At 63.6% G+C, this 19,519-nt stretch carries 20 protein-coding genes; 7 read left to right on the top strand and 13 right to left on the bottom strand.

From position 1 onward, the window contains the following. Positions 1 to 166 precede the first annotated feature (166 nt). The 6 genes from CO675_RS36830 to CO675_RS36805 all read right to left on the bottom strand — a co-directional run bounded on the left by CO675_RS36830 (position 167) and on the right by CO675_RS36805 (position 5,507). Entirely contained in the window at positions 167 to 952 is a 786-nt protein-coding gene (locus CO675_RS36830) for a class II aldolase/adducin family protein (RefSeq protein WP_245453075.1), read from the bottom strand. Between the two features lie 270 nt (positions 953 to 1,222). Further along, positions 1,223 to 2,863 carry a lysine--tRNA ligase gene (locus CO675_RS36825; RefSeq protein ID WP_097676774.1) on the bottom strand — a complete coding sequence of 547 codons (1,641 nt, stop codon included), beginning with the start codon at positions 2,861 to 2,863 and terminating at the stop codon, positions 1,223 to 1,225. 104 nt (positions 2,864 to 2,967) lie between these two features. Next, positions 2,968 to 3,912, bottom strand: a complete 945-nt coding sequence (locus CO675_RS36820) for an ABC transporter substrate-binding protein (RefSeq protein ID WP_502693444.1) — start codon at positions 3,910 to 3,912, stop codon at positions 2,968 to 2,970. Between the two features lie 177 nt (positions 3,913 to 4,089). After that, the gene (locus CO675_RS36815) at positions 4,090 to 4,680 is read right to left on the bottom strand and encodes an SCO family protein (protein WP_050406287.1); all 591 of its coding nucleotides are present in this window, start codon (positions 4,678 to 4,680) and stop codon (positions 4,090 to 4,092) included. 18 nt (positions 4,681 to 4,698) lie between these two features. Next, a complete protein-coding gene (locus CO675_RS36810) occupies positions 4,699 to 4,935 on the bottom strand; it encodes a hypothetical protein (protein WP_245453074.1) in 237 nt (78 codons plus the stop codon). Positions 4,936 to 5,030: 95 nt separating this feature from the next. Then, positions 5,031 to 5,507, bottom strand: a complete 477-nt coding sequence (locus CO675_RS36805; RefSeq protein WP_097676773.1) for a hypothetical protein — start codon at positions 5,505 to 5,507, stop codon at positions 5,031 to 5,033. A 278-nt stretch (positions 5,508 to 5,785) separates the two neighbouring features. On the opposite strand from CO675_RS36805, the gene CO675_RS36800 reads away from it, so the two are divergent. After that, on the top strand, positions 5,786 to 7,444 hold the full coding sequence (locus CO675_RS36800; protein WP_097676772.1) for an FAD-binding dehydrogenase: 1,659 nt from the start codon (positions 5,786 to 5,788) through the stop codon (positions 7,442 to 7,444). Positions 7,445 to 7,535: 91 nt separating this feature from the next. Here CO675_RS36800 and CO675_RS36795 read toward each other — a convergent pair whose 3' ends face one another. Both CO675_RS36795 and CO675_RS40775 read right to left on the bottom strand, forming a co-directional pair. Continuing rightward, entirely contained in the window at positions 7,536 to 7,895 is a 360-nt protein-coding gene (locus tag CO675_RS36795; RefSeq protein WP_097676782.1) for a hypothetical protein, read from the bottom strand. A 356-nt stretch (positions 7,896 to 8,251) separates the two neighbouring features. Then, positions 8,252 to 8,707: a lipocalin-like domain-containing protein gene (locus CO675_RS40775; RefSeq protein ID WP_158231362.1), complete on the bottom strand. Its 456-nt coding sequence runs from the start codon at positions 8,705 to 8,707 to the stop codon at positions 8,252 to 8,254. A 302-nt stretch (positions 8,708 to 9,009) separates the two neighbouring features. Between CO675_RS40775 and CO675_RS40770 the strand changes: the two genes are divergently transcribed. Then, positions 9,010 to 9,492 (top strand): lipocalin-like domain-containing protein, encoded by a 483-nt coding sequence (locus tag CO675_RS40770; protein WP_158231361.1) that lies wholly within the window; start codon positions 9,010 to 9,012, stop codon positions 9,490 to 9,492. A gap of 192 nt (positions 9,493 to 9,684) precedes the next feature. Here CO675_RS40770 and CO675_RS36780 read toward each other — a convergent pair whose 3' ends face one another. The 3 genes from CO675_RS36780 to CO675_RS36765 form a co-directional block, all read right to left on the bottom strand. Next, positions 9,685 to 10,656, bottom strand: coding sequence for an MBL fold metallo-hydrolase (locus CO675_RS36780; RefSeq protein WP_158231360.1), 972 nt, complete (start codon positions 10,654 to 10,656; stop codon positions 9,685 to 9,687). Between the two features lie 196 nt (positions 10,657 to 10,852). Next, entirely contained in the window at positions 10,853 to 11,755 is a 903-nt protein-coding gene (locus tag CO675_RS36775) for a type 2 periplasmic-binding domain-containing protein (protein WP_143279206.1), read from the bottom strand. A gap of 53 nt (positions 11,756 to 11,808) precedes the next feature. Next, the gene (locus CO675_RS36765; protein WP_097676767.1) at positions 11,809 to 12,156 is read right to left on the bottom strand and encodes a winged helix-turn-helix transcriptional regulator; all 348 of its coding nucleotides are present in this window, start codon (positions 12,154 to 12,156) and stop codon (positions 11,809 to 11,811) included. 105 nt (positions 12,157 to 12,261) lie between these two features. Here CO675_RS36765 and CO675_RS36760 point away from each other — a divergent pair, with 105 nt between their 5' ends. The 3 genes from CO675_RS36760 to CO675_RS36750 all read left to right on the top strand — a co-directional run bounded on the left by CO675_RS36760 (position 12,262) and on the right by CO675_RS36750 (position 15,145). Next, complete coding sequence (locus CO675_RS36760; RefSeq protein WP_097676780.1) at positions 12,262 to 13,719, top strand: CDGSH iron-sulfur domain-containing protein; 1,458 nt, start codon at positions 12,262 to 12,264, stop codon at positions 13,717 to 13,719. 71 nt (positions 13,720 to 13,790) lie between these two features. Continuing rightward, positions 13,791 to 14,714: a CE1 family esterase gene (locus tag CO675_RS36755; protein ID WP_097676766.1), complete on the top strand. Its 924-nt coding sequence runs from the start codon at positions 13,791 to 13,793 to the stop codon at positions 14,712 to 14,714. An 80-nt stretch (positions 14,715 to 14,794) separates the two neighbouring features. Continuing rightward, positions 14,795 to 15,145 (top strand): RidA family protein, encoded by a 351-nt coding sequence (locus CO675_RS36750; protein WP_097676765.1) that lies wholly within the window; start codon positions 14,795 to 14,797, stop codon positions 15,143 to 15,145. 78 nt (positions 15,146 to 15,223) lie between these two features. Here CO675_RS36750 and CO675_RS36745 read toward each other — a convergent pair whose 3' ends face one another. Both CO675_RS36745 and CO675_RS36740 read right to left on the bottom strand, forming a co-directional pair. Further along, the gene (locus CO675_RS36745; RefSeq protein WP_502693442.1) at positions 15,224 to 16,375 is read right to left on the bottom strand and encodes an alpha/beta fold hydrolase; all 1,152 of its coding nucleotides are present in this window, start codon (positions 16,373 to 16,375) and stop codon (positions 15,224 to 15,226) included. Between the two features lie 197 nt (positions 16,376 to 16,572). Then, a complete protein-coding gene (locus CO675_RS36740) occupies positions 16,573 to 17,649 on the bottom strand; it encodes an aromatic ring-hydroxylating dioxygenase subunit alpha (RefSeq protein ID WP_245453073.1) in 1,077 nt (358 codons plus the stop codon). A gap of 68 nt (positions 17,650 to 17,717) precedes the next feature. Between CO675_RS36740 and CO675_RS36735 the strand changes: the two genes are divergently transcribed. Together CO675_RS36735 and CO675_RS36730 are read left to right on the top strand one after the other, a co-directional pair. Beyond that, on the top strand, positions 17,718 to 18,665 hold the full coding sequence (locus tag CO675_RS36735; protein WP_245453072.1) for a LysR family transcriptional regulator: 948 nt from the start codon (positions 17,718 to 17,720) through the stop codon (positions 18,663 to 18,665). Positions 18,666 to 18,769: 104 nt separating this feature from the next. Beyond that, positions 18,770 to 19,459, top strand: coding sequence for an RNA polymerase sigma factor (locus CO675_RS36730; RefSeq protein WP_097676762.1), 690 nt, complete (start codon positions 18,770 to 18,772; stop codon positions 19,457 to 19,459). The last annotated feature ends 60 nt before the right edge of the window (positions 19,460 to 19,519 follow it).

Here is a 19,519-nt window from a genome sequence, read left to right as displayed (position 1 = left end):
CTCATTCTGGCACACTGATGCCGTAGGGGGCCGTCCACCCCATCAACCACCGCCGTTTGAATTGTAGCGAGCTGGGGCCACAGCTCGCTTCAACAACATGACCCTGGGGTAATGGGTCCCGGCCTTCGCCGGGACGACGGTGAAATTTGCGGCGCGGACCCGACGCTTACGTCGCGTAATCCGGCTCCTTGCGGTCCAGCATTCGCTTCAGCGCATCGAAATGCCGCTGCGACGGGCTTGGGCCGTCGTAGAGATGGTCGTCACGGAAATCGCGTTTGGTCTTCTCCACCACATGCTGCGGCAATTGCTTGAGCGGCTGCTGGGTCCACATCGCATAGATCTGCACTTGCGCCGCGCGCTCGATGTAATACAGCCGGTCGTAGGCATCGGCGACGGTCTCTCCGACGGTCGAGATGCCGTGATTGGCCATGAAAAGGATGGTCTTGGTGCCGATCACCCTGGCAAGCCGTGCGCCCTCCTCGGGATCCAGCGCGGGGCCGGTGTAGAGATCGTCATAGGCGATCGCTTCCGACAATCCGACCTCGGTCTGCCCGATCTCCTTGATGCGCGGATCCTCGAGCCGCGTCAGCGCGCTCGCATACGGCATGTGGGTGTGGAACACCGCCTTGGCCTGCGGCAGCGCCTTGTGGATCGGCGCATGGATGCAATAGCAGGAGCGCTCGACCTCACCCTCGCCGCGCTTCACCTGCGCATCGTCGATCCCGACCTCCATGAAGGACGACGCGGTCACCTCCGACCAGTGCATGCCGAACGGGATCTGGTAGTAGCGATCGGTGCGGCCGGGCACCACGAAGGTGAGATGATTGAAGATGCCTTCCGAAAAGCCGTGGATGTAGGCGAGCCGATGCGCGGCCGCGAGATCGACCCGCGCCTGCCATTCCTCGGCGCTCGTACTGTCCTGCAGCGATGTCGGCGAAACCCTGAACTGCATGCGCATGCTCCCATCTGTGCCGGCCTCTTAACGAAGGCCGTGCTGATTTTATGGGACGGAGTGTAGCGCAATCCGGCGCAACCCCGGCTGAAATTGCCGGGGATCAGCCATCCGGATTTTGCGGCCTTTTGTCCCTCTCCCCCTGTGGGAGAGGGTGGACGCGATGCGAAGCATCGCGGACGGGTGAGGGATCTGTCTCCGCGGAGAGAGACCCCTCATCCGGCGCGGATTTCATCCGCGCCACCTTCTCCCACAGGGGGAGAAAGAAGCCTACGACGACCGCGCCAGCGCGCCGTCGATCATGTTGACCGCGTTCTGCACGCCGTAGACCGCGACGAAGGAGCCGAAGCGCGGGCCCTTCTCCTGGCCGAGCAGCACTTGGTAGAGCATGTTGAACCAGTCGAGCGAGACGCCGGGACGGCCGTCCTTGCCCTTCTTGACCGTGTCGAGGAACGGCTCGCGGCGGCCGATTTCGTAGACCACGTTCTGGATGTCTTCCGCGGTCGCATCGGCCGGCATGTTCGCAAGCGCATCGCGCAGGTCCTGCAGCGCGGCGCGCTCACCTTCGGTGGGCTCGCGGAACTGCTTGGTCGGCGCCACGAAGTCGCGATAGTAGTTGATGGCGTAGCCGACCATCGCGTCTAACTTCGGATGCGTCTCGGGCGTCACGCCCGGACGATAGCGGCCGATGAAGCCCCACAGCGTCTCGGCATTCTCCGCATTCGACGACGACACCAGCGTCAGCAGCAGCTGGAAGGTGACGGGCATGTCGGCCTGCGGCGGCTTGCCGGAATGGATGTGCCAGACCGGATTCTGCAGCTGCTGGCGCGCTTCCTGCCGCGTGAAGCCGTCGAGGAACTGCTGGTAGTCGTCGACATTGCGCGGGATGACGTCGAAATAGAGCCGCTTCGCCGCCTTGGGCTCGCGATACATGAACAGCGACAGCGATTCCGGCGAGGCGTAACGCAGCCATTCGTCGATCGTCAGGCCGTTGCCCTTCGACTTCGAGATCTTCTGGCCCTTCTCGTCGAGGAACAGCTCGTAATTGAAGCCTTCGGGCGGCGTGCCGCCGAGCGCCGCGCAGATCTTGGCGGACAGCTTCACCGAGTCGATCAGGTCCTTGCCGGCCATTTCATAGTCGACGCCGAGCGCGTACCAGCGCATCGCCCAGTCCGGCTTCCATTGCAGCTTGCAGCGGCCGCCGGTGACGGGAACGGTGACGCTCTCCTTGGTCTCGGGATCCTCATAGGAGATCGTGCCGGCCTTGGCGTCATGCGCCGTCACCGGCACGTAGAGCACGAGGCCGGTGCGCGGACAGATCGGCAGGAACGGCGAATAGCTCGCCGCCCGCTCCTCGCGCAGCGACGGCAGCATGATCGCCATCACCTTCTCGATCCGCTCCAGCATGCGCAGCAGAGCCGCATCGAACCGGCCGGAGGTGTAATACTCGGTCGAGCTGGCGAATTCGTAGTCGAAGCCGAACTGGTCGAGGAAGGCGCGCAGCCGCGCATTGTTGTGCTGGCCGAAGCTCGGATGGGTACCGAACGGATCGGGCACCTTGGTCAGCGGCTTGCCGAGATGCTGCGCCAGCAATTCCTTGTTCGGCACGTTGTCCGGCACCTTGCGCAGGCCGTCCATGTCGTCGGAGAAGGCAAGCAGGCGCGTCTTGATCTTGTCCTCGGTGAGCACACGAAAGGCGTGGCGCACCATCGTGGTGCGCGCGACTTCACCGAAGGTGCCGATATGCGGCAGGCCCGAGGGGCCGTAGCCGGTCTCGAACAGCACCTCGTCCTTCGGATTTTTCTTCAGCCGCGCCACAATCGCTTTCGCCTGCTCGAACGGCCAGGCGTTGGATTGTTCGGCGAGCGCCCGCAGGTCGCTCGGGCTGGCAGCAAGATCAATCACGGACATTTCTTCAGGCTTTCTCCAAAACGGCCGCGAAAACTAACGCTTTCGCGGCAAAATGCAAAACGACGCTCCCTCCCCGCAAGCGGGGCGAGGTGAAGGTCACAGCGTCAAAACGGGCTGATCGAGAAATAGCGCAGCCACAGATCGGTGTAGCGGCCTTTTTCCCAGATCCGGAACAGCGCCCAGTTCAGCGACTGTCGCAGCAGATCGTTGCCCTTGCGCACGGCGATGCCGACACCCTCGCCGAAATAGCGGCTTTCGACAAAGGGGCCGCCCGAAAACGCGCAGCATTCGGCGGAATCGGTGCCGTTGATCCAGAACGCGAGCGAGATCGCATCGCCAAAGATGAAGTCGACCTCGCCGCGGCGCAGTGCCGCGCGCAGCGCGTCGTTATCCGGATAGGAATGGATCTCGGCGTCGGTGAACATCGCCTTGAGGTAGGCCTCGTGCGAGGTGCCGGCGATGACACCGACCTTCTTGCCCTCGAGATATTCCGGGCGGATTTCCGGCATCACGTTGTCGCGGCGCGACACGAAGCGTGCCGGCGCGCGGTAATAGGGATCGGTGAAATCGACCTTGGCGCGCAGCTGCGGCGTCACCGCCATCGACGCGATGATGGCATCGCCCCGGTTGGTGGCCAGCGCATCGATCAGGGTCTCGAAGCGGCGCATCTGGATGGTGCAGGTGACCTTGATCTCGTCGCAGAGCGCGCGCGCCAGGTCGACATTGAAGCCGGCCGGATTGCCGTCGGGACCGGTGAAGTTGAACGGCGGATAGTCGGTCTCGGTGAGGAAGCGGATCACGGTGAGGCGCGACAGGTCCGGCCGGTCCGGCCGTCGCCGCGGGTCCCAGAAGCCCGGCACCGCCTGCGGCGCAGCCTCGGCGGCCTTGGGCGGCTGGTTCGGAGGCGACGGAGCGGCCGCCGCCGGGGGCGTTGCTACCGGGGGCGTCGCCGGTGCCGCTTGTGCGGGAGCCGGCTTGGCGGGCTGGGCCGGTGCCGCCTTGGGCGCCGGCGGTACGGGAGGCGTCTGCGCCGCCGCGGGCCCCGCCATGGTCAGCACGACGGCCGCCATCATTCCCGCAGCCAGGCGAAGCTGGCGCGAGCGAATGACAAAGGGCTGAGCTGACAAATTCGGCATAACCGGCAATTTCAGGAAATTGAACGGCTTATAGACCATTCGACGCCCGAATCGAGCGCCGAATGGGCTAATTCTGAACGGGAAAAGCGATCAGAGATACCGTTTGAGATCGGTCGCCGCCTCTTCCGGCGTGCGTTTCAGATTGAACGGCGCGACGAAATGGCCGTCGCGGTCCATCAAATAGATCAGCGCGGTGTGATCCATCGTGTAGTCGCCATCCTTCAGCGGCACCTTCTTGGCGTAGACCCGGTAGCTCGACAGCACCTTGGCGATCGCGGCCGGATCGCCGGTCAGGCCCTTGAGGTGCGGATCGAAGCTCGAAAGGTAGTCCTTCATCGCCGTGGCGGTGTCGCGTTCCGGGTCGACCGAGACGAAATAGGCGTTCACGCGATCGGCGTCCTTGCCCATCGCCTTCAGCACCTCCGAGATCTCGAACAGCGAGGTCGGGCAGATGTCCGGGCAGTGGGTGAAGCCGAAGAAGATCAGCGTCGGCTTGCCCTGGAGGTTCTTGTCGGTGACGGTCTGGCCGGCCTGGTCGGTGAGCTGGAACGGGCCGCCGATCGCGGCCGGCGCTGCGACGGTGCGCAGGCCGCCGACCGCCCACAACATGAGGAACAGGCCGACCGCCAGACTGCCCGCGAAGGCAGCGAAGATCACCAATGGGCGCGTGGTCCGGGGCATGATGCGAGGGCGTCCTTGTCAGAAGCAGGCGGCGATGCCGGCCGTGATCATTTCGAAAAACACCGCGGTCCCGTAGTGGAACCAGAGCGCGGCAGCAGCGAGCAAGGCCAATCCGCCGATTCCGGCAGCGCCCCACAGGATTGCAGACGCCACCCGGCCCTGCGGAGCCGTCACGAGCTCGGATCGGGTGGAGATCGGCTGAACCATGCGGTTGAGATAAGCCGGGTTCCCCCAGGCAGCAAGCGCAATGGCCACAGCTGGCCGTCAAATGATAGCGAGGCGATGCCCGGCACGCGCCTCGCCCTGCCTGCCGGCTATCACCAGAGAGACCGCTCGCCGAGGTCAGCAGCTCAGTGTGCAGGCTCGGCGGGTTTCGGCGCAGATGCCTGGGCGTTGAGGTAGCACGGCTTGTACAGCGCCTGCAGTTGCTTGCCGCGCAGGAAGATCATGTGCCGGGTCAGGCCACCGCGGTCCGTGATCCATTTGCGGACCGCCGGCGGGTACATCAGGTACAGCATATGGGTGGCTTCGGGATTGGGGACCGGGCGGCCGTTGTCGCCGTAGTCCCAGGCGGCATGGAAGCCGAGGCTGGCGTGTGAGGTCACACAGATTCGGTCGTGCGGGACCTTGCCGAGCACGATGGTGCAGGCAGAGGCGCAGAGCCCGTCGATGATCACGGTCTCACCGGATGTGCGCAGGTCCTGATACTTGTCGACATAGATGCCGATCTTGCCGCCGCGATCGTCGGCGATCCTGACCACTGCTTGAGACGCCCCCATTCCCGCCAGCAGGAGAACCGCAGCGAGCAACCCCGTCATCAACTTCATTTGGCCAGCCCCAGTCGAAACCGAATCTGTTGGTCTGTGATGCAAGACAATCGTGAGCGTGTTGCGGCCGGGGATTTTTGTCCAGACGAGCGAAGCCCGTCAAAACAAATTCAAATTGGGTGTTGCGCCCACGCTGCACTGACGCGTGGAAAAGGTCCCAAACTGGAACAGCTTGTCGCAACCGTTTGGTGCCTCGCCGCCACAGGCAAGGTCCATTTGGCGTTGACCACGCGCAACGACACGGTTTTGAATCCAACCCGGGACGGGGGGAAGCAAACATGGCTGACGATGCAGATGTGATCGTGATCGGCGCCGGACTTGCCGGTCTGGTCGCCGCAACCGAGATCGCCGACGCCGGCAGACGCGTCATCGTGCTCGACCAGGAAGGGGAGCAGAGCATCGGCGGTCAGGCGTTCTGGTCGTTCGGCGGATTGTTCCTGGTCGATTCGCCGGAACAACGCCGGCTCGGCATCAAGGACTCCGCCGACCTCGCGATGCAGGATTGGATGGGCACCGCGGGTTTCGATCGCGAGGAGGATCACTGGCCGCGCAAATGGGCCGAAGCCTATGTCGCGTTCGCAGCCGGCGAGAAGCGCGACTGGCTGCGCGCGATGGGCCATCGCATCTTCCCGGTGGTCGGCTGGGCCGAGCGCGGCGGTTACGATGCGATGGGCCACGGCAATTCGGTGCCGCGCTTCCATGTCACCTGGGGCACCGGCCCCGGCATCGTCGAGCCGTTCGAGCGCCGCGCGCGCGAGGCCGCCAGGAGCGGACAGCTGGTGTTCAAGTTCCGCCATCGCGTCGATGCACTCAGCATCAGCAACGGCACAGTCGATGGCGTGAGCGGCGCGATCCTGGAAACGTCTGATGTCGAGCGCGGCAAGAGTTCCTCGCGCAACGTCGTCGGTGATTTTTCGCTGCGCGCGCAGGCGGTGATCGTCGCCTCCGGCGGCATCGGCGGCAATCATGACCTGGTGCGACAGAACTGGCCGAAGCGGCTCGGCGAGCCGCCGAAGTTCATGATCTCGGGCGTGCCCGAACATGTCGACGGCCGCATGATCGGCATCACCGAACAGGCAGGCGGCCGGCTGATCAACCGCGACCGGATGTGGCACTACGTCGAGGGTATCCAGAACTGGAACCCGATCTGGCCGCGTCATGGCATCCGGATTCTGCCGGGACCGTCCTCAATGTGGTTCGACGCGACAGGCAAGCGGCTGCCGGCGCCGCTGTTCCCGGGCTCCGACACGCTCGGGCAGCTGCATTACATCATGGGCACCGGCTACGATTATTCGTGGTTCATCCTGACCCAGAGCATCATCAAGAAGGAGTTCGCGCTGTCGGGCTCCGAGCAGAACCCCGACCTTACCGGCAAGAGCTGGCGCATGACGGTCAAGCGCGCCACCAACAAGGGCGCGCCGGCGCCGGTCGAGGCCTTCAAGCAGCACGGCGCCGACTTCATCGTGCGCGACAATCTCACCGACCTCGTCGGCGCCATGAACAAGCTCGTCGGCAATGATCTCTTGAGCCTCGAGGCCATCAAGACGCAGATCGAGGCGCGCGACCGCGAGATCACCAACCCCTATGTCAAGGACGCGCAGGTGATGAACCTGCACAATGCGCGGCGCTATATCGGCGACCGGCTGATCCGCACCGCCAAGCCGCACCGCATCCTCGATCCCGACCACGGTCCGCTGATCGCGGTGAAGCTCAACATCCTCACCCGCAAGACCCTCGGCGGCTTCGAGACTGACCTGGATTCACGCGTTTTCGGCAATGATCACCAGATCATCCGCGGGCTCTACGCGGCCGGTGAAGCCGCCGGCTTCGGCGGCGGCGGCATGCACGGCTATCGCTCGCTGGAGGGAACATTCCTCGGCGGCTGCCTGTTCTCGGGCCGCAACGCCGGGCGCGCGGCCGCGAAGGCGGTAGGCTAGCGCGCGCTGTTCCGAGATGCAGCAGGCCCGCCGGCTGGAACCGGCGGGCCTTTGTTGTTCAGTCCGAATGTCTTCAGGCTGCGAAACTTCGTCAGGCGAGCTTGGTGAACAGCGTCAGGATGCCGTTGGAGAGATTGACTGCGACGACCTGCGCAGAACTCAGTCCCTTCGCCTTGAGCGCGGACGTCGCTTCCTGGGAGGCGTCGATGGAACCACGCAGGTTCTTCAGGTCGTCCTCGCTTGCCTTGGCGATGACAGCCTCGACCCTCGACCGGACTTCGGGCTTGAGTTCCTTGACGTCCACGACCTGTATGGTCCGGATGGTGGTGGATTCCTCAGATTGAGCCTGCGGCGGCGCCTTAGGTTGCGTTCCCTGCGTTTGCGCCCAGGCAGGTGTTCCGAGCGAAAGTGCAGCAGCAATGATGGATGCCGTCGAGATGCGGATGCGCATGAGCATTCCTTGTGTTGATTGCCCCCAACATCCCGCGACAACGACCTTTCCTTGCGTAAGGTTCCGGCCGGAAATCAGTTCGTCGCAGGGGCGTTGCCAAAATATCGAAAACAACCCCATGCACAGTAGCCGGCGGTGCCCGGAGCGATCAGGGAACTTGACACCTCGGGCAACTCAGGGGTATATTTCTAATATTCCGAAATTGCGCGAATGTCCCGCCACAGCTTGATCTCACCTTGCGCCAAACCGTGTGCCCATAAGCCCGGCAGGTAACACATCCGCTTTGCTCTTATAGCGACCAGGTTCGTGCCGCAGGCAACGGTCACGACGGGCCAACAGCAGATGTGATAGCCAGATCAGTTCGCTCGTTTCCAAATCACGTCGACGATATCTCCCGCCGGGGGACGAACGGTCAACGTCAGTTGGTCCGCTGCAATCGCGACAAAGCGCTTCTGTTCGGTGCCATTCCAGTTTGGAAAAGAGCTGCCTTCGACGTGGATTGCGATGCTGCTATCTGCCTCGTTGGCGGAATACGTTCCGAAGTAGGTTATCGTGCCGTCGGCGGTTTCCTTGTTTTCCGCGGGTGTACCCTGCCACAGGGTATTGCTCGCGTACTTGGCTCGATCCGAGCGCATCACCGTGATGATGTATCGCCCACCCGCATCAAAGAACGCGGTGCCTTTCGGAGCGGCCCCATAACGCTCGATCTTGGTGCCGTCGCCTTTCTTCTGCTCCCACGAGAGCAGCGTCCACGTGCCCACCAGCTGATCTTTTAGCGATTGCTTCTGACCAGGTGCGTCGATCGTCATCATCAACAATCCAAAGGCCACAACAGCGCATGCGGCTAAAATTGCCCGCAAAGTCATTGGTCTATTCCAAAGCGAGGATCGATAGCATCGGCCGAGCAGCCCGGATGGTACCATGCGCGGGCGAGACGGGTAAGATAGGCCGCCAAGTCCGCACCCGGGGCCAATACCGAACCTGCTTCCACTCCGCGGCCCGAAGAATCTGGCGTGGCGGGACCAGGAGGCAGTCGTCGCGGGGCTCGCAGGTTTCATTCCCCGTGGTTAGTATGGCCATACTCGAAGTCTGTTCCTTCATAGGAGGACAGCATATGCGCTTCTTCGCCCTCGCTGTTGTCGTGTATTGCTATTTTGCGCCTGGATTGGCTCTCGCGCAGGACACAGCGAGGCGATTGGCCGGCAGCTGGAAGCTGACTTCGTGGACCATTCAGATCATCGGTGGAGACGTCACCGAACCGTTTGGTCGCAATCCGAAAGGCAGGGCGCTCATCACGCCGGACGGATACGCGGCATTCGTCATCGCGGCGGCAAATCGCAAGCCGGCGGCAAACGATGCAGAGTCAGCAGCTCTCCTCAAGACGCTGATGGTTTACACCGGCCCATTTACCATCGAGGACGACAAGTTCACGACCAAGGTCGATATATCCTGGAACGAGCTTCTGACCGGGCAGGACCAGGTGAGATTTTTCAGGTTGCAGGGTGACAAGCTGATCATTCGAACGGCTGAGCAAGCCAGCGCCGTTTATCCCGGCAAGAAGGTAGTCGGAACCCTCACCTGGGAGCGCGAACGCTAAGACCGGCCGGGCCGGTGTTCGACGTTCGTGCACGCTGAAGCGCTGTGACATCCGCTTCACCCCCGACACCGAACTTTCGATAGCAAGCGCGGCATTTCCGAAAAAGGCCAGAAGCTGACTCAAGTGCCGACCGGTTCTCCGCGACGAGCAGCAGTCGTGTTCCAATCGCCAACAGATAGTGTCGCGGGAATATTACCCCTCGGCTACGAATACGTACCTGCTGCCATCCTTGGCCAGCGTGCCGACGTTCGGCATCAACCAGTGAGTACCCGAAATGGTCAGCTTGTCGGCGACCGCGCGATCGAAGATCTTCCTTCGCGTTTCGACGGCCATTTGCGGATCCTGGTCGATGGCAAGCTGCCATTCCGGATTTGTTTGAATATGGGGCGAAAGATTGACCACATCGGCGCTGATCAGGAACTGTTGGCTGCCGGATGACACCAGATGCGCCACCATCCCCGGGCTGTGGCCGGGCGCCTCTACGGCGCGTACGCCGGGCAGAAGCTCTGATTCTCCCTCAAAAGGTCTGACGTTTTTCCACGTCGCCACGGTAGCTTGAATGCGCCGGGCAAGGCCTTTGCGCGTCGGTCCGAGATCGATCGACTCCACTCCCGGGCGTGTCCACCATTTCAACTCCGCAGCGGGCACCACGATCTCGGCATCCGGGAAGACTTGGGCATTGGTCTCATTATTCATGAGGCCATAAATATGGTCGCCGTGGAGATGGGAGATGAGAATCGTCTTGACTGCCTTGGGGTCAAGGCCTGCCGCCGCCATGCTCTCGAACAGCCGGCCGTTCCCCTCACCATAAATCGGATGACCGCCCGTGCCCGAGTCGATCAGGACCACTTGATCGCGCAGCTTGAGCGCCATGACGATAAACCGTAGCGGCGCCTGATTGTCGGGAAAACCGGCACCACGCAACACGGTCTTGACCTGGTCGATGCTGACATTCCTGACCATGCCCTCCCGCAGCGGAACGTCACGCATGCCATCGATCAGAGAGAAGATTTCAATGTCGCCGACCTTGTATTTGCGGAAAGGTTGCGTGACGGACTGTTGAGCGTGAGCCGCGTCGACAAACGTGATCGGCTTGTCGAGTCCAAACGCAGCGTAAGCACCGGCTGCGCTAAGTATCAGGTCGCGACGCAAGATTTCGAACATCGTACGCCCCCAGATTGTTTGATTGATCAAGCGTATCAGGGGGGCGATCACCGGACAACGTCGGCTTTGGGTCAAACAGAGAAGAGCCCGGCATGAGCACCTACCATCCGGGATACCCCTAAAAGCTGACATCGCTCGGTGCAGTTGGCATGTCTCGGACGAGCCAAAAGCGAGCTTAGGTCTTCGTCGTGTCCGGCTATTTCGAGACGACGTTCACACCTTTGAGGCCCTTCGCGTCGATCGCTTTCTGCACCACGCCGCTCTGTCTTGCTTCTTCGACAAGCGTCGCGAGCAGAGCCTGCGCCGCCGGAGAGCGGCCTTTCGGCAATGCGGCCGCCACCAGAACCGTCCCAAAGGCGCCGGGCACGATCTTGGCGCCGGTCAGGGCTTCGGCGGCGGGATACCCGACGCCGGAGTCTGCGCCAAAGACGTCTGCTTTGCCGGAGCGCAGTAGGTCGGCTGCGTCAGCCGCGATGGTCGGGCTTAGAGGGATACGGACGATCTCAGCGGCCTTGATCTCCCGCGTCAGCACGCGGTCGGACGGAGCGCCACGGATGGTGCCAATCCGTACACCTGTCTTGTCCACGGAGGCGATATCAGGAAATTCTGTTCCCGGCGCGGCGACGTAAATGAGACTTATGGCCCAAAGGTTTGCAGTTGAATCCGCCTTGTCCGCCGGAGCAAGGACACGTGGCCCTATGGCGATGTCCCATTCAGCCTTGCCGAAGCTTTGTAGATAGGCTTCCGGGCTCGGGTACATCACCGGCTCAACGGCGGCACCCAACCTCTGCCCGACGAAACCCGCGACGGGTTCGGCCACACCTCCGAGCACGGTAATGGCAATCATGCCGACCCGCAGCTTTCCACCCGGCGCGATCTCCGACACAAGCGAAGTCTGCCCGAATAACGCGCCGGACATCCCCAGCAATGCAGCAATCGATAAGAGAAGCCGTTTCATGTGCATCCCTTCCAAAAGGAACACGCAGTGCAATTCTACCAACCGATGATGAGGATTGCATTGGTCCTGATGTCCGAGTCGGATCACGACGGTTTCAGCGGAGATTGTCGGCTGGCTGACGTCCGCTTCGTCAGCGTCCAACTGCGGACTACCTCTGTCCGGCTATGGCTGGCCGCGCGCCATGAGCCCATGCTCTAATCCGCCTCCGCGCTGAGGAAGCGGACGCCGAACGTGTCGGCGTTGGCCTCGCCCCAATCATAGAGCGCCTGAAGCATCGGAGCCAGCATCTCGCCGCGCTTGGTGAGGCAATAGCGCGAGGTACCACCGCCGCGTTCCTGCTTGACGAAGCCTGAATTGCAGAGATCGCGCAACCGTTCAGTCAGCACCTTGTCGCTGAGTTGCGGGATGTCGTGGCGCAGCTCGCCGTAGCGCACCGGCTTAACCTTCAGCCGGCTCAGGATCACGGTCTTCCATTTGCCGTTGAGCTGATCGATCGAGAACTCGACCGGGCAACCATATTTGCGCTTGGTCTTGCGGATCATCGCAACTCTCCCGCGGCACTTTCCATCTGGTTCGTTGAGCGCCGCCATCGATCCATCTAAGCACGCTTCGCACGGGTTGGGCGAGCTTAGGGATCAATGCAAGGCATGACAGAAGACAGTTCCGCCCAAGCCCCAAACGACAAACAGCAGCCGCGCAAGCGCATCATCGTCAGACGCAACGGCCCCTACGAACCGGAGCCCGGCATTCCGATCGTCGATCATCTCGGCGTGCGCGTTGCAGCCGAAGCGCCGGTGCGGCTGTGCCGCTGCGGACAATCGCAGACCAAGCCGTTCTGCGACGACAGCCACGTCGCGCGCGGCTTCACCGACGCCAGGTATCCGCGGCGCGTGCCCGACAAGCTCGACATCTACGCCGGGCAGCAGGCGCATGTGTTCGACAATCGCGGCACCTGTGCGCATTCCGGCTTCTGCACCGACCGGCTCAACGCGGTGTTTCATCTCGGCGAGGAGCCGTTCGTCGCGCCGAGCGGCGCGCGCCTCGACGATCTCATCAATGCGGTGCGCCGCTGCCCGTCGGGCGCGCTCGGCATCGGGATCGGCCCCGCGCGGGACGCCAACCTGTCCGACGTCGACCGGCCGCCGCAGATCGAAGTGTCGAAGGACGGGCCGTATCGCGTGACCGGTCGCGTCGAGCTGGTCGACGAGGATGGCGCGCCGGTCGCGCGCAATGCGGGTGCGTCGCAGGAGCATGTCAGCCTGTGCCGCTGCGGCTCGTCGCTGAACAAGCCGTTCTGCAGCGGCATGCACTGGGATGTTGAATTTCACGATCCGGTTCCGGATCCGATGCGCGAGCCGACGCTGTTCGAATGGGCCGGCGGCTATCCCGCCCTGCTCGACATGACCCGCATCTTCTACAGCCGCTACGTGCCGGAGGATCCCCTGCTCGGCCCGCTATTCGCCGAGATGTCGCCGGACCATCCCGAACGGGTGGCGGCCTGGCTCAGCGAAGTGTTCGGCGGCCCGCGCTTCTACACCGAACGCTATGGCGGCTATCGGCGGATGGTGTCGCAGCACATCGGCAAGGAGATCAGGCCGGAGCAGCGCGCGCTGTGGGCCACCTACATGGTGCAGAGCGCCGACGATGCCGGGCTGCCGTCCGATCCGGAATTCCGCGCCGCGTTCGTGGCCTATATCGAATGGGGCTCGCGGATCGCGGTGGAGAATTCCGGCGCCGGCGCGAAGCCGCCGCCGAACATGCCGGTGCCGCGCTGGTGGTGGGTCTGCAACGCGACCCCCGCCGCGCGGCCGTCCGCAATCGCGGGCGATGCGGAAACCGCGAACGAAGCCGGTATCGCGCTGCCCGGTCCCGGCGAGGCCGTTCAGTTCGAGCAGCACATCCGGCCGCTGTTCCGGCCGATGGATCGCAACTCGATGCTGTTCGCCTTCGATCTCTGGAAGGAGGCTGATGTCGCCAAGCACTGCCGGCAGATCCTGGCCCGGCTGGAAGCCGGCACCATGCCGTGCGACGGCGCCTGGCCGGCCGAACAGATCGCGCTGTTCGCCCGCTGGGCCGATACGCGGGATGCACCGACCGGATCGTGAAGCCACGCTCGGGACGGACTGGTTGAACCCGCCTCGCCGGCGTGCTGCAATCGCCGCAAAGGCGGGTTTCAATGCGACGCTGTTCAATCGACTTGCTGGTACTGGCCGGCGCACTTGCATTGAGCAGTGGGCCGGCGGCTGCGGATTCGCTCATCGTCAACGGCACGACGCGGACCTTCACGCTGCAGGCCCCGGCCGCGAAGCCGGCGCCGCTCGTGATCGTGCTGCACGGCAAGACCCAAAGCAGTGCCGACATGATCACGCGGACATCGTGGCCATTGATCGCCAGGCGCGACGGCTTTGCAGCGGTCTATCCCGACGGACTGAACCATGCCTGGGCCGACTCCCGGCCGGACGCACGGCGCGCCGGCAATCCGCCGCCGGAAGGCACCGACGACGTCGCCTTCATCACCCAGTTGATTGCAAAGCTCGTGGCCGACGGCATCGCCGATCCCAAGCGGGTCTATGTCACCGGCATCTCCAACGGCGGCGCGATGGCCATGACGCTGGCCTGCGAACGCGCCGACCTGTTCGCCGCGGCAGCCAGCGTCGTCATGAATTTGACCGATGAGTCCGCGGGGGCCTGCCGGCCGGCACGTCCGGTACCGATGCTCCTGATGAACGGCACCGTCGATCCCCTGATCCCCTATCAAGGCGGCCGCGGCAGAAGCTATTTTGCCGTCGACGGGTTCTGGTCGACCGAACGCACACTGGAATTCTGGCGGCGCATCGATGGCTGCGAGACCAAGGACGCCGCAACCACCGATCTGCCCGACCGCAATCCGTCCGATCAATCGACCGTCACGCGGATCGACTCGACCTGCCCGCAGGGACGTGACGTGGTGCTTTACCGCGTCAATGGCGGCGGTCACCGCATGCCCGGCCACTTCCCGGACGCGCATTTTACGAAATTGGCGGCGACACTGCTCGGGCCGCAAAACGGCGACATCGACGGCGCCGACACGATTTGGGCGTTCTTCGCGCGCTTTGCGTGAAATGTACGTCTGCAAAATGCGCAGTAGCGGTGGGCTGCACGGCGCGGTAGACAGTGCCTGCCATTCAAGTGGAGACCCAAATGAGCATTCAGCGTTTCGAAACCGGCCCGCGCATGAGCCAGGTCGTCGTGCACGGCAACACCGTCTATCTCGCCGGCGTCGTCGCCGGCAAGGCCGCGGGCGGCAGCGTCACCGACCAGACCAAGGACATCCTGTCGATCATCGACGGCCACCTCGCCAAGGCCGGCACCGACAAGTCGAAGCTGCTCAGCGCGACGATCTACATCACCGACATGAAGACGTTCCCCGAGATGAACGCGGCGTGGGACTCGTGGGTCTCGGAGGGTAACACCCCGGCTCGCGCCACCGTCGAGGCCAAGCTCGCGGCGCCGCAGTACAATGTCGAGATCATGGTCGTCGCGGCGAAGTAAGCGCGGCGCAGGTCATCGCGACTAATCTCCGATGCCCCGGATTGCAGAGCGCAATTCGGGGCATTTTCATTTTTGCACTCACGCGCTGATCCGCGATCGCTCACCCGCAGCCTCACCGAGATCGGACTGAAGCCAGCGCGCAATCCGGCGCCAGGAACCGGCCAAAGCCCTGCGGCCCATGAACAGGCCGAGGTGACCACACCGCTCGGTGTCGCATTGCAGCCAAGCGGGCGGGGTCCCCAGCAGTCGTAATGTCGCAAGTGCCTGGTCGGGCGGAACGACGACGTCGTTCTCCGCGGCGAGCAGGAAGACAGGCTGCTCCACCGCAGCAAGATCGATCCTGCGACCGAGCGCGACGAAGTCTCCGGCCGCGATCCGATTCTGGCGAAAGATCCAGTCGGTCACTTCGAGGTAGTAAGTGCCCGGCAGATCGAGCGTCTCGCTGTTCCAGCGAATGAAGCGATCGAGCAGCGTCCGTGCATCATCCGATTTCCCGTCGAGCCGACGCTGCAGCGCCGCTTCGACGTCCAGCATGCGAAGTGGGGCGCTCCAGATCTGCAGCATGTGCTTGCCACTGACGATCCCATCGCCCTGGCTGACCAGCGCCTCGAAGCCTTGCTGGGGAAGCGAGGCGACCATCCTGGAGAGATCCGACGGCACCGAAATGTCCACCGGGCTGCCCGCCAGCACCAGCCGCCGCACCTTGCCGGGAAAGCGCGCCGCATAAAGCAACGACAGCCAGCCGCCCTGACAGAGGCCGGCAAGGTCGACCGGCGGCCCGATCGTGTCGACGGCCACGTTGAGATCGGACAAAAAAGTGTCGATGGAGAAAAATCGCATCTCCGGGCCCGCCGAGCGCCAGTCGGTGAGATAGAGGCGTGCAATACCCGCCTTCTGTAAAGCCTCCATCAGGCTGTGGCCGGGGGCAAGATCCGCTATCTTCGCGCGGTGCAGCGCATAGGGCGCGCAGATGAGCAGCGGGTGGCCTTCTGCCGCGCTCGAGAAATCCAGCAGGCTCATCGACGCCAGTTCAAGCGCGACCGTGTGAGCCGTCGTCCAGGGCAGCGCCGCCGCTTCACCGGGCGAATCCGTCGGCTCGGGCGCACGATTGGGATACCAATGCGCGTAGAAGTCCAGCGCCAATCGCGCGGCTTCAAACGGCCATAGCCAAGCATCCTGCGGCCAGCCGGTGCTCGCACGTCGTTCCGATGGGTCCACCTTTTCGGGCAAGCTCGTTCACCGATCGATCGTTACCGAAATAATCTGGCCAGCGCGGGTCAAAACCTTGACCCTGATCAAGAACCGACAAATTCAGCTTAGATGAGTCTACGCCAAACCGGCCGGAGCGGCAGCCACGCCGAAACGTCACGATCTCGCGATCCCGGCGCGGCTTGCCGCCAAGCGGCAACAGCCATCGATTCACCCAATCATGCGGCCCGCGCCGCGCCCTTCTCCGCTTCGAGCCGGCGTGCGAACAGCCAGCGGAAATAGGTCAGCGGCGCATCGGCACCGATCGCAAGCAGCTGATAGTCCGGATCGACGTCGAGCACCTTCTGCTGCGCCTCGATGAAATCCTTGTCCTCGTTGAAGGCCTCCTCGAGGGAATGCCGCAGCGACAGCGCGATGTTCGGATTGTCGATGTCAAAATCGTGCAGGTAATTCCAGAAGAAGTGCGTCGAGGAACGCGTCTCCGGCGTCATGAACTGCGCGTTGCGGTATGACCGCGTGCCCGGAACTTGAACGCCCTTCTCCGCGCCCTGCCCCGCCGGCGCAAACGTGGTGTCGAGGGTGAAGATGCCCGGCACGATCATGCGGCCGATATTGCGACGATCGACCTGGTCGTCGCGGTTGGAAATCACTTTCTTGTGGTACGGCGGCGCATCGGCGCCCATGTGCCAACGCTCGACGCGGAAGCCGTCGTCCAGCTTCTCGATCGCGACCGGCTTGGTCTTGTAGGCGTATTCCTCGGATCCGCCGAGCGTGTTGGTGTGCACGAAGGCGAGATGCGCGAAGTCGCTGAGGTTATCGACGATCAGCAGCCAGTTGGCCTTGTAGTGCATGTAGCCCGGCAGGCCGCGCCATTTGGGATCCTCGAGCGGCGGATAGTCGAGGATCAGCTTCGGATCGGCCTTCTCGGCATCGCCGGTCCAGATGAAGATCATGTTGTAGCGCTCGACCACCGGATAGCTGCGCACGCCGAGCTTGGCGGGGATCGCATCCTGGCCGGGGATCTGGATGCACTTGCCGTCGGCCGCGAACTTCATGCCGTGATACATGCAGCGGATGTCGTCACCCTCGACGCGCCCCATCGAGAGCGGCGCGGCGCGATGGCAACAGCGGTCGTCGAGCGCGACCACCTTTCCGCTGGCGCCGCGATAGATCACGATCGGCCGCTCCAGGATGGTGCGCGCCAGCTTCTTGCCGTCGATCAGCTCGTGATTCAGCGCCGCCACATACCAGGCGTTGCGCAGGAAAATTCCGTCGTCGGCCAAGTCAACTGCCATGTCAGCCTCCCAATGCAATGTTGCTTGCAATCAGGTTTAAGTGATCCCGGTCATCGGGATAATCCGATTTGGCTGGACACACTGTACCGCTGGATGGACAATCGGCCATGGAGTGGCGCGACTGGGAGCTGTTTTGCGAGGTTGTCGAGCATGGCGGCTTCACCGCGGCCGCGCGCGTGCTCGGGCATCCCAAATCGAGCCTCAGTGCTGCGGTGCAGCGTCTCGAGGCCAATCTCGGACTGCGGCTGATCGAGCGGACCACGCGGCATCTGCGGCTGACCGATTCCGGCGAGACCATCTATCGCAAGGTGCGCCCGCTGTTCGCCGCGCTGCACGACACCCACAGCGAGGCGCTGGCGATGTCCAGCGCGGTCGCGGGCACCTTGCGCATCAAGGCGCCGTACGAATTCGGCGCGCACCACGCCGGGCCGGTCGCCTGTGCCGTGATGGGCCGCTATCCGGAGCTCGCGATCCGGATCGACGTCGAGCACGACATCGTTAGTCCGATCGCCGAGAACTACGACATCGTGTTCGCGATGCTGGAGGCGCCGCTGCCGTCGGCCGGCATCGTGATCCGCCGCGTCTTCACCCTGGAGCGCGGCCTGTTCGCGGCGCCGGCGCTGCTGGAGAAATTCGGCGAGCCGCGCACGCTGGACGAATTGAGAAAGCTGCCGCTGTTGACCGGTCCCAGCGATCCGCCATGGGCGATCACCGCACCCGGCGGCGCGGTCGAGCATCTCGCGGTGGACCACGCGCGCCTCACCAGCTCGAACGCGCATGTCCGCCTGCAGGCGGCGCTCGCCGGCCATGGCGTGCTGCGGGTCACCGCAAGCTACACCCGCGCCGCGGTCGCGGCCGGCGAGTTGCGGCGGCTGCTGCCGGACCATGCCTGCGAGCCGCTCAACGTGCATGCGCTGCTGCCGGCGCGGCAATTTGTCCCGGCAAAAGTTCGCTGCTTCCTCGATGCGATGGAAGCGCACGCGCGCGGCGATCCGGAGGCCTATATCAGGCCGTAGCCCGCCGACTGGGTCTTTTTGGCCGATCGCCATTTTCTCGGGAACCTGTCCGGCCCACCGGCATCCAATGGTAGTATACCGCCAACAGTGAGGGCGATCCCGCCATGCGCCAGGCCCATGTCACGTCCCTGCCGCCGATCCGCTCAGGCGATGCCGAGCTCGTGCAACGCGCGCTCGCCCGCGACGAGGCCGCGATCCGCACCATCATGCAGGCGAATAATCGCCGGCTGTTCCGGCTGGCGCGCGGCATCCTCCGCAACGACAACGAGGCCGAGGATGTGGTTCAGGACGCCTACGTGCGCGCCTTCACCCGTCTGGACCAGTTCCGGGGCGACTCCAGCCTCTCGACCTGGCTGTCGCGCATCGCGATGAACGAAGCGCTCGGCCGCCTGCGCAGCAAGCGCGCGAGCGTGGAGTGGTCCGAGCTGCCGAACGGCGCCGCAAAAGCCCAAATCATCCCGTTCCCGCTGTCGTCAGCGGACGATCCGGAAAAATCTATGGCCCAGCGCGAAATCCAGCATGTCGTCGAGCACGCGATCGACGAACTGCCCGAGGCGTTCCGCCTCGTCTTCATCACCCGTGTGATCGAGGGCATGAATGTCGAGGAGACCGCGGACATCCTCGGCCTCAAGCCGGAAACCGTGAAGACCCGTCTGCACCGCGCCCGGACCATGCTGCGCGACAATGTCGAGCGGAAGATCGGCCCCATCGTGATGGAGGCCTTTCCCTTCGCGGGCCGGCGTTGCGAGCGATTGACCGAGGCGGTCCTGAAACGGCTCGGCGTCACAGCATAGTTTTTTGGGAACCTCTGGCTGTCAGCACCATCCAACTCCTGTGCAAGCAACGACGTGCCG

The organism is Bradyrhizobium sp. C9, assembly GCF_002532045.1.
Classification (GTDB): Bacteria; Pseudomonadota; Alphaproteobacteria; order Rhizobiales; family Xanthobacteraceae; genus Bradyrhizobium.
Note: the sequence above shows the minus strand (reverse complement) of the source record. Positions and strands in the feature narration are given on the sequence as shown.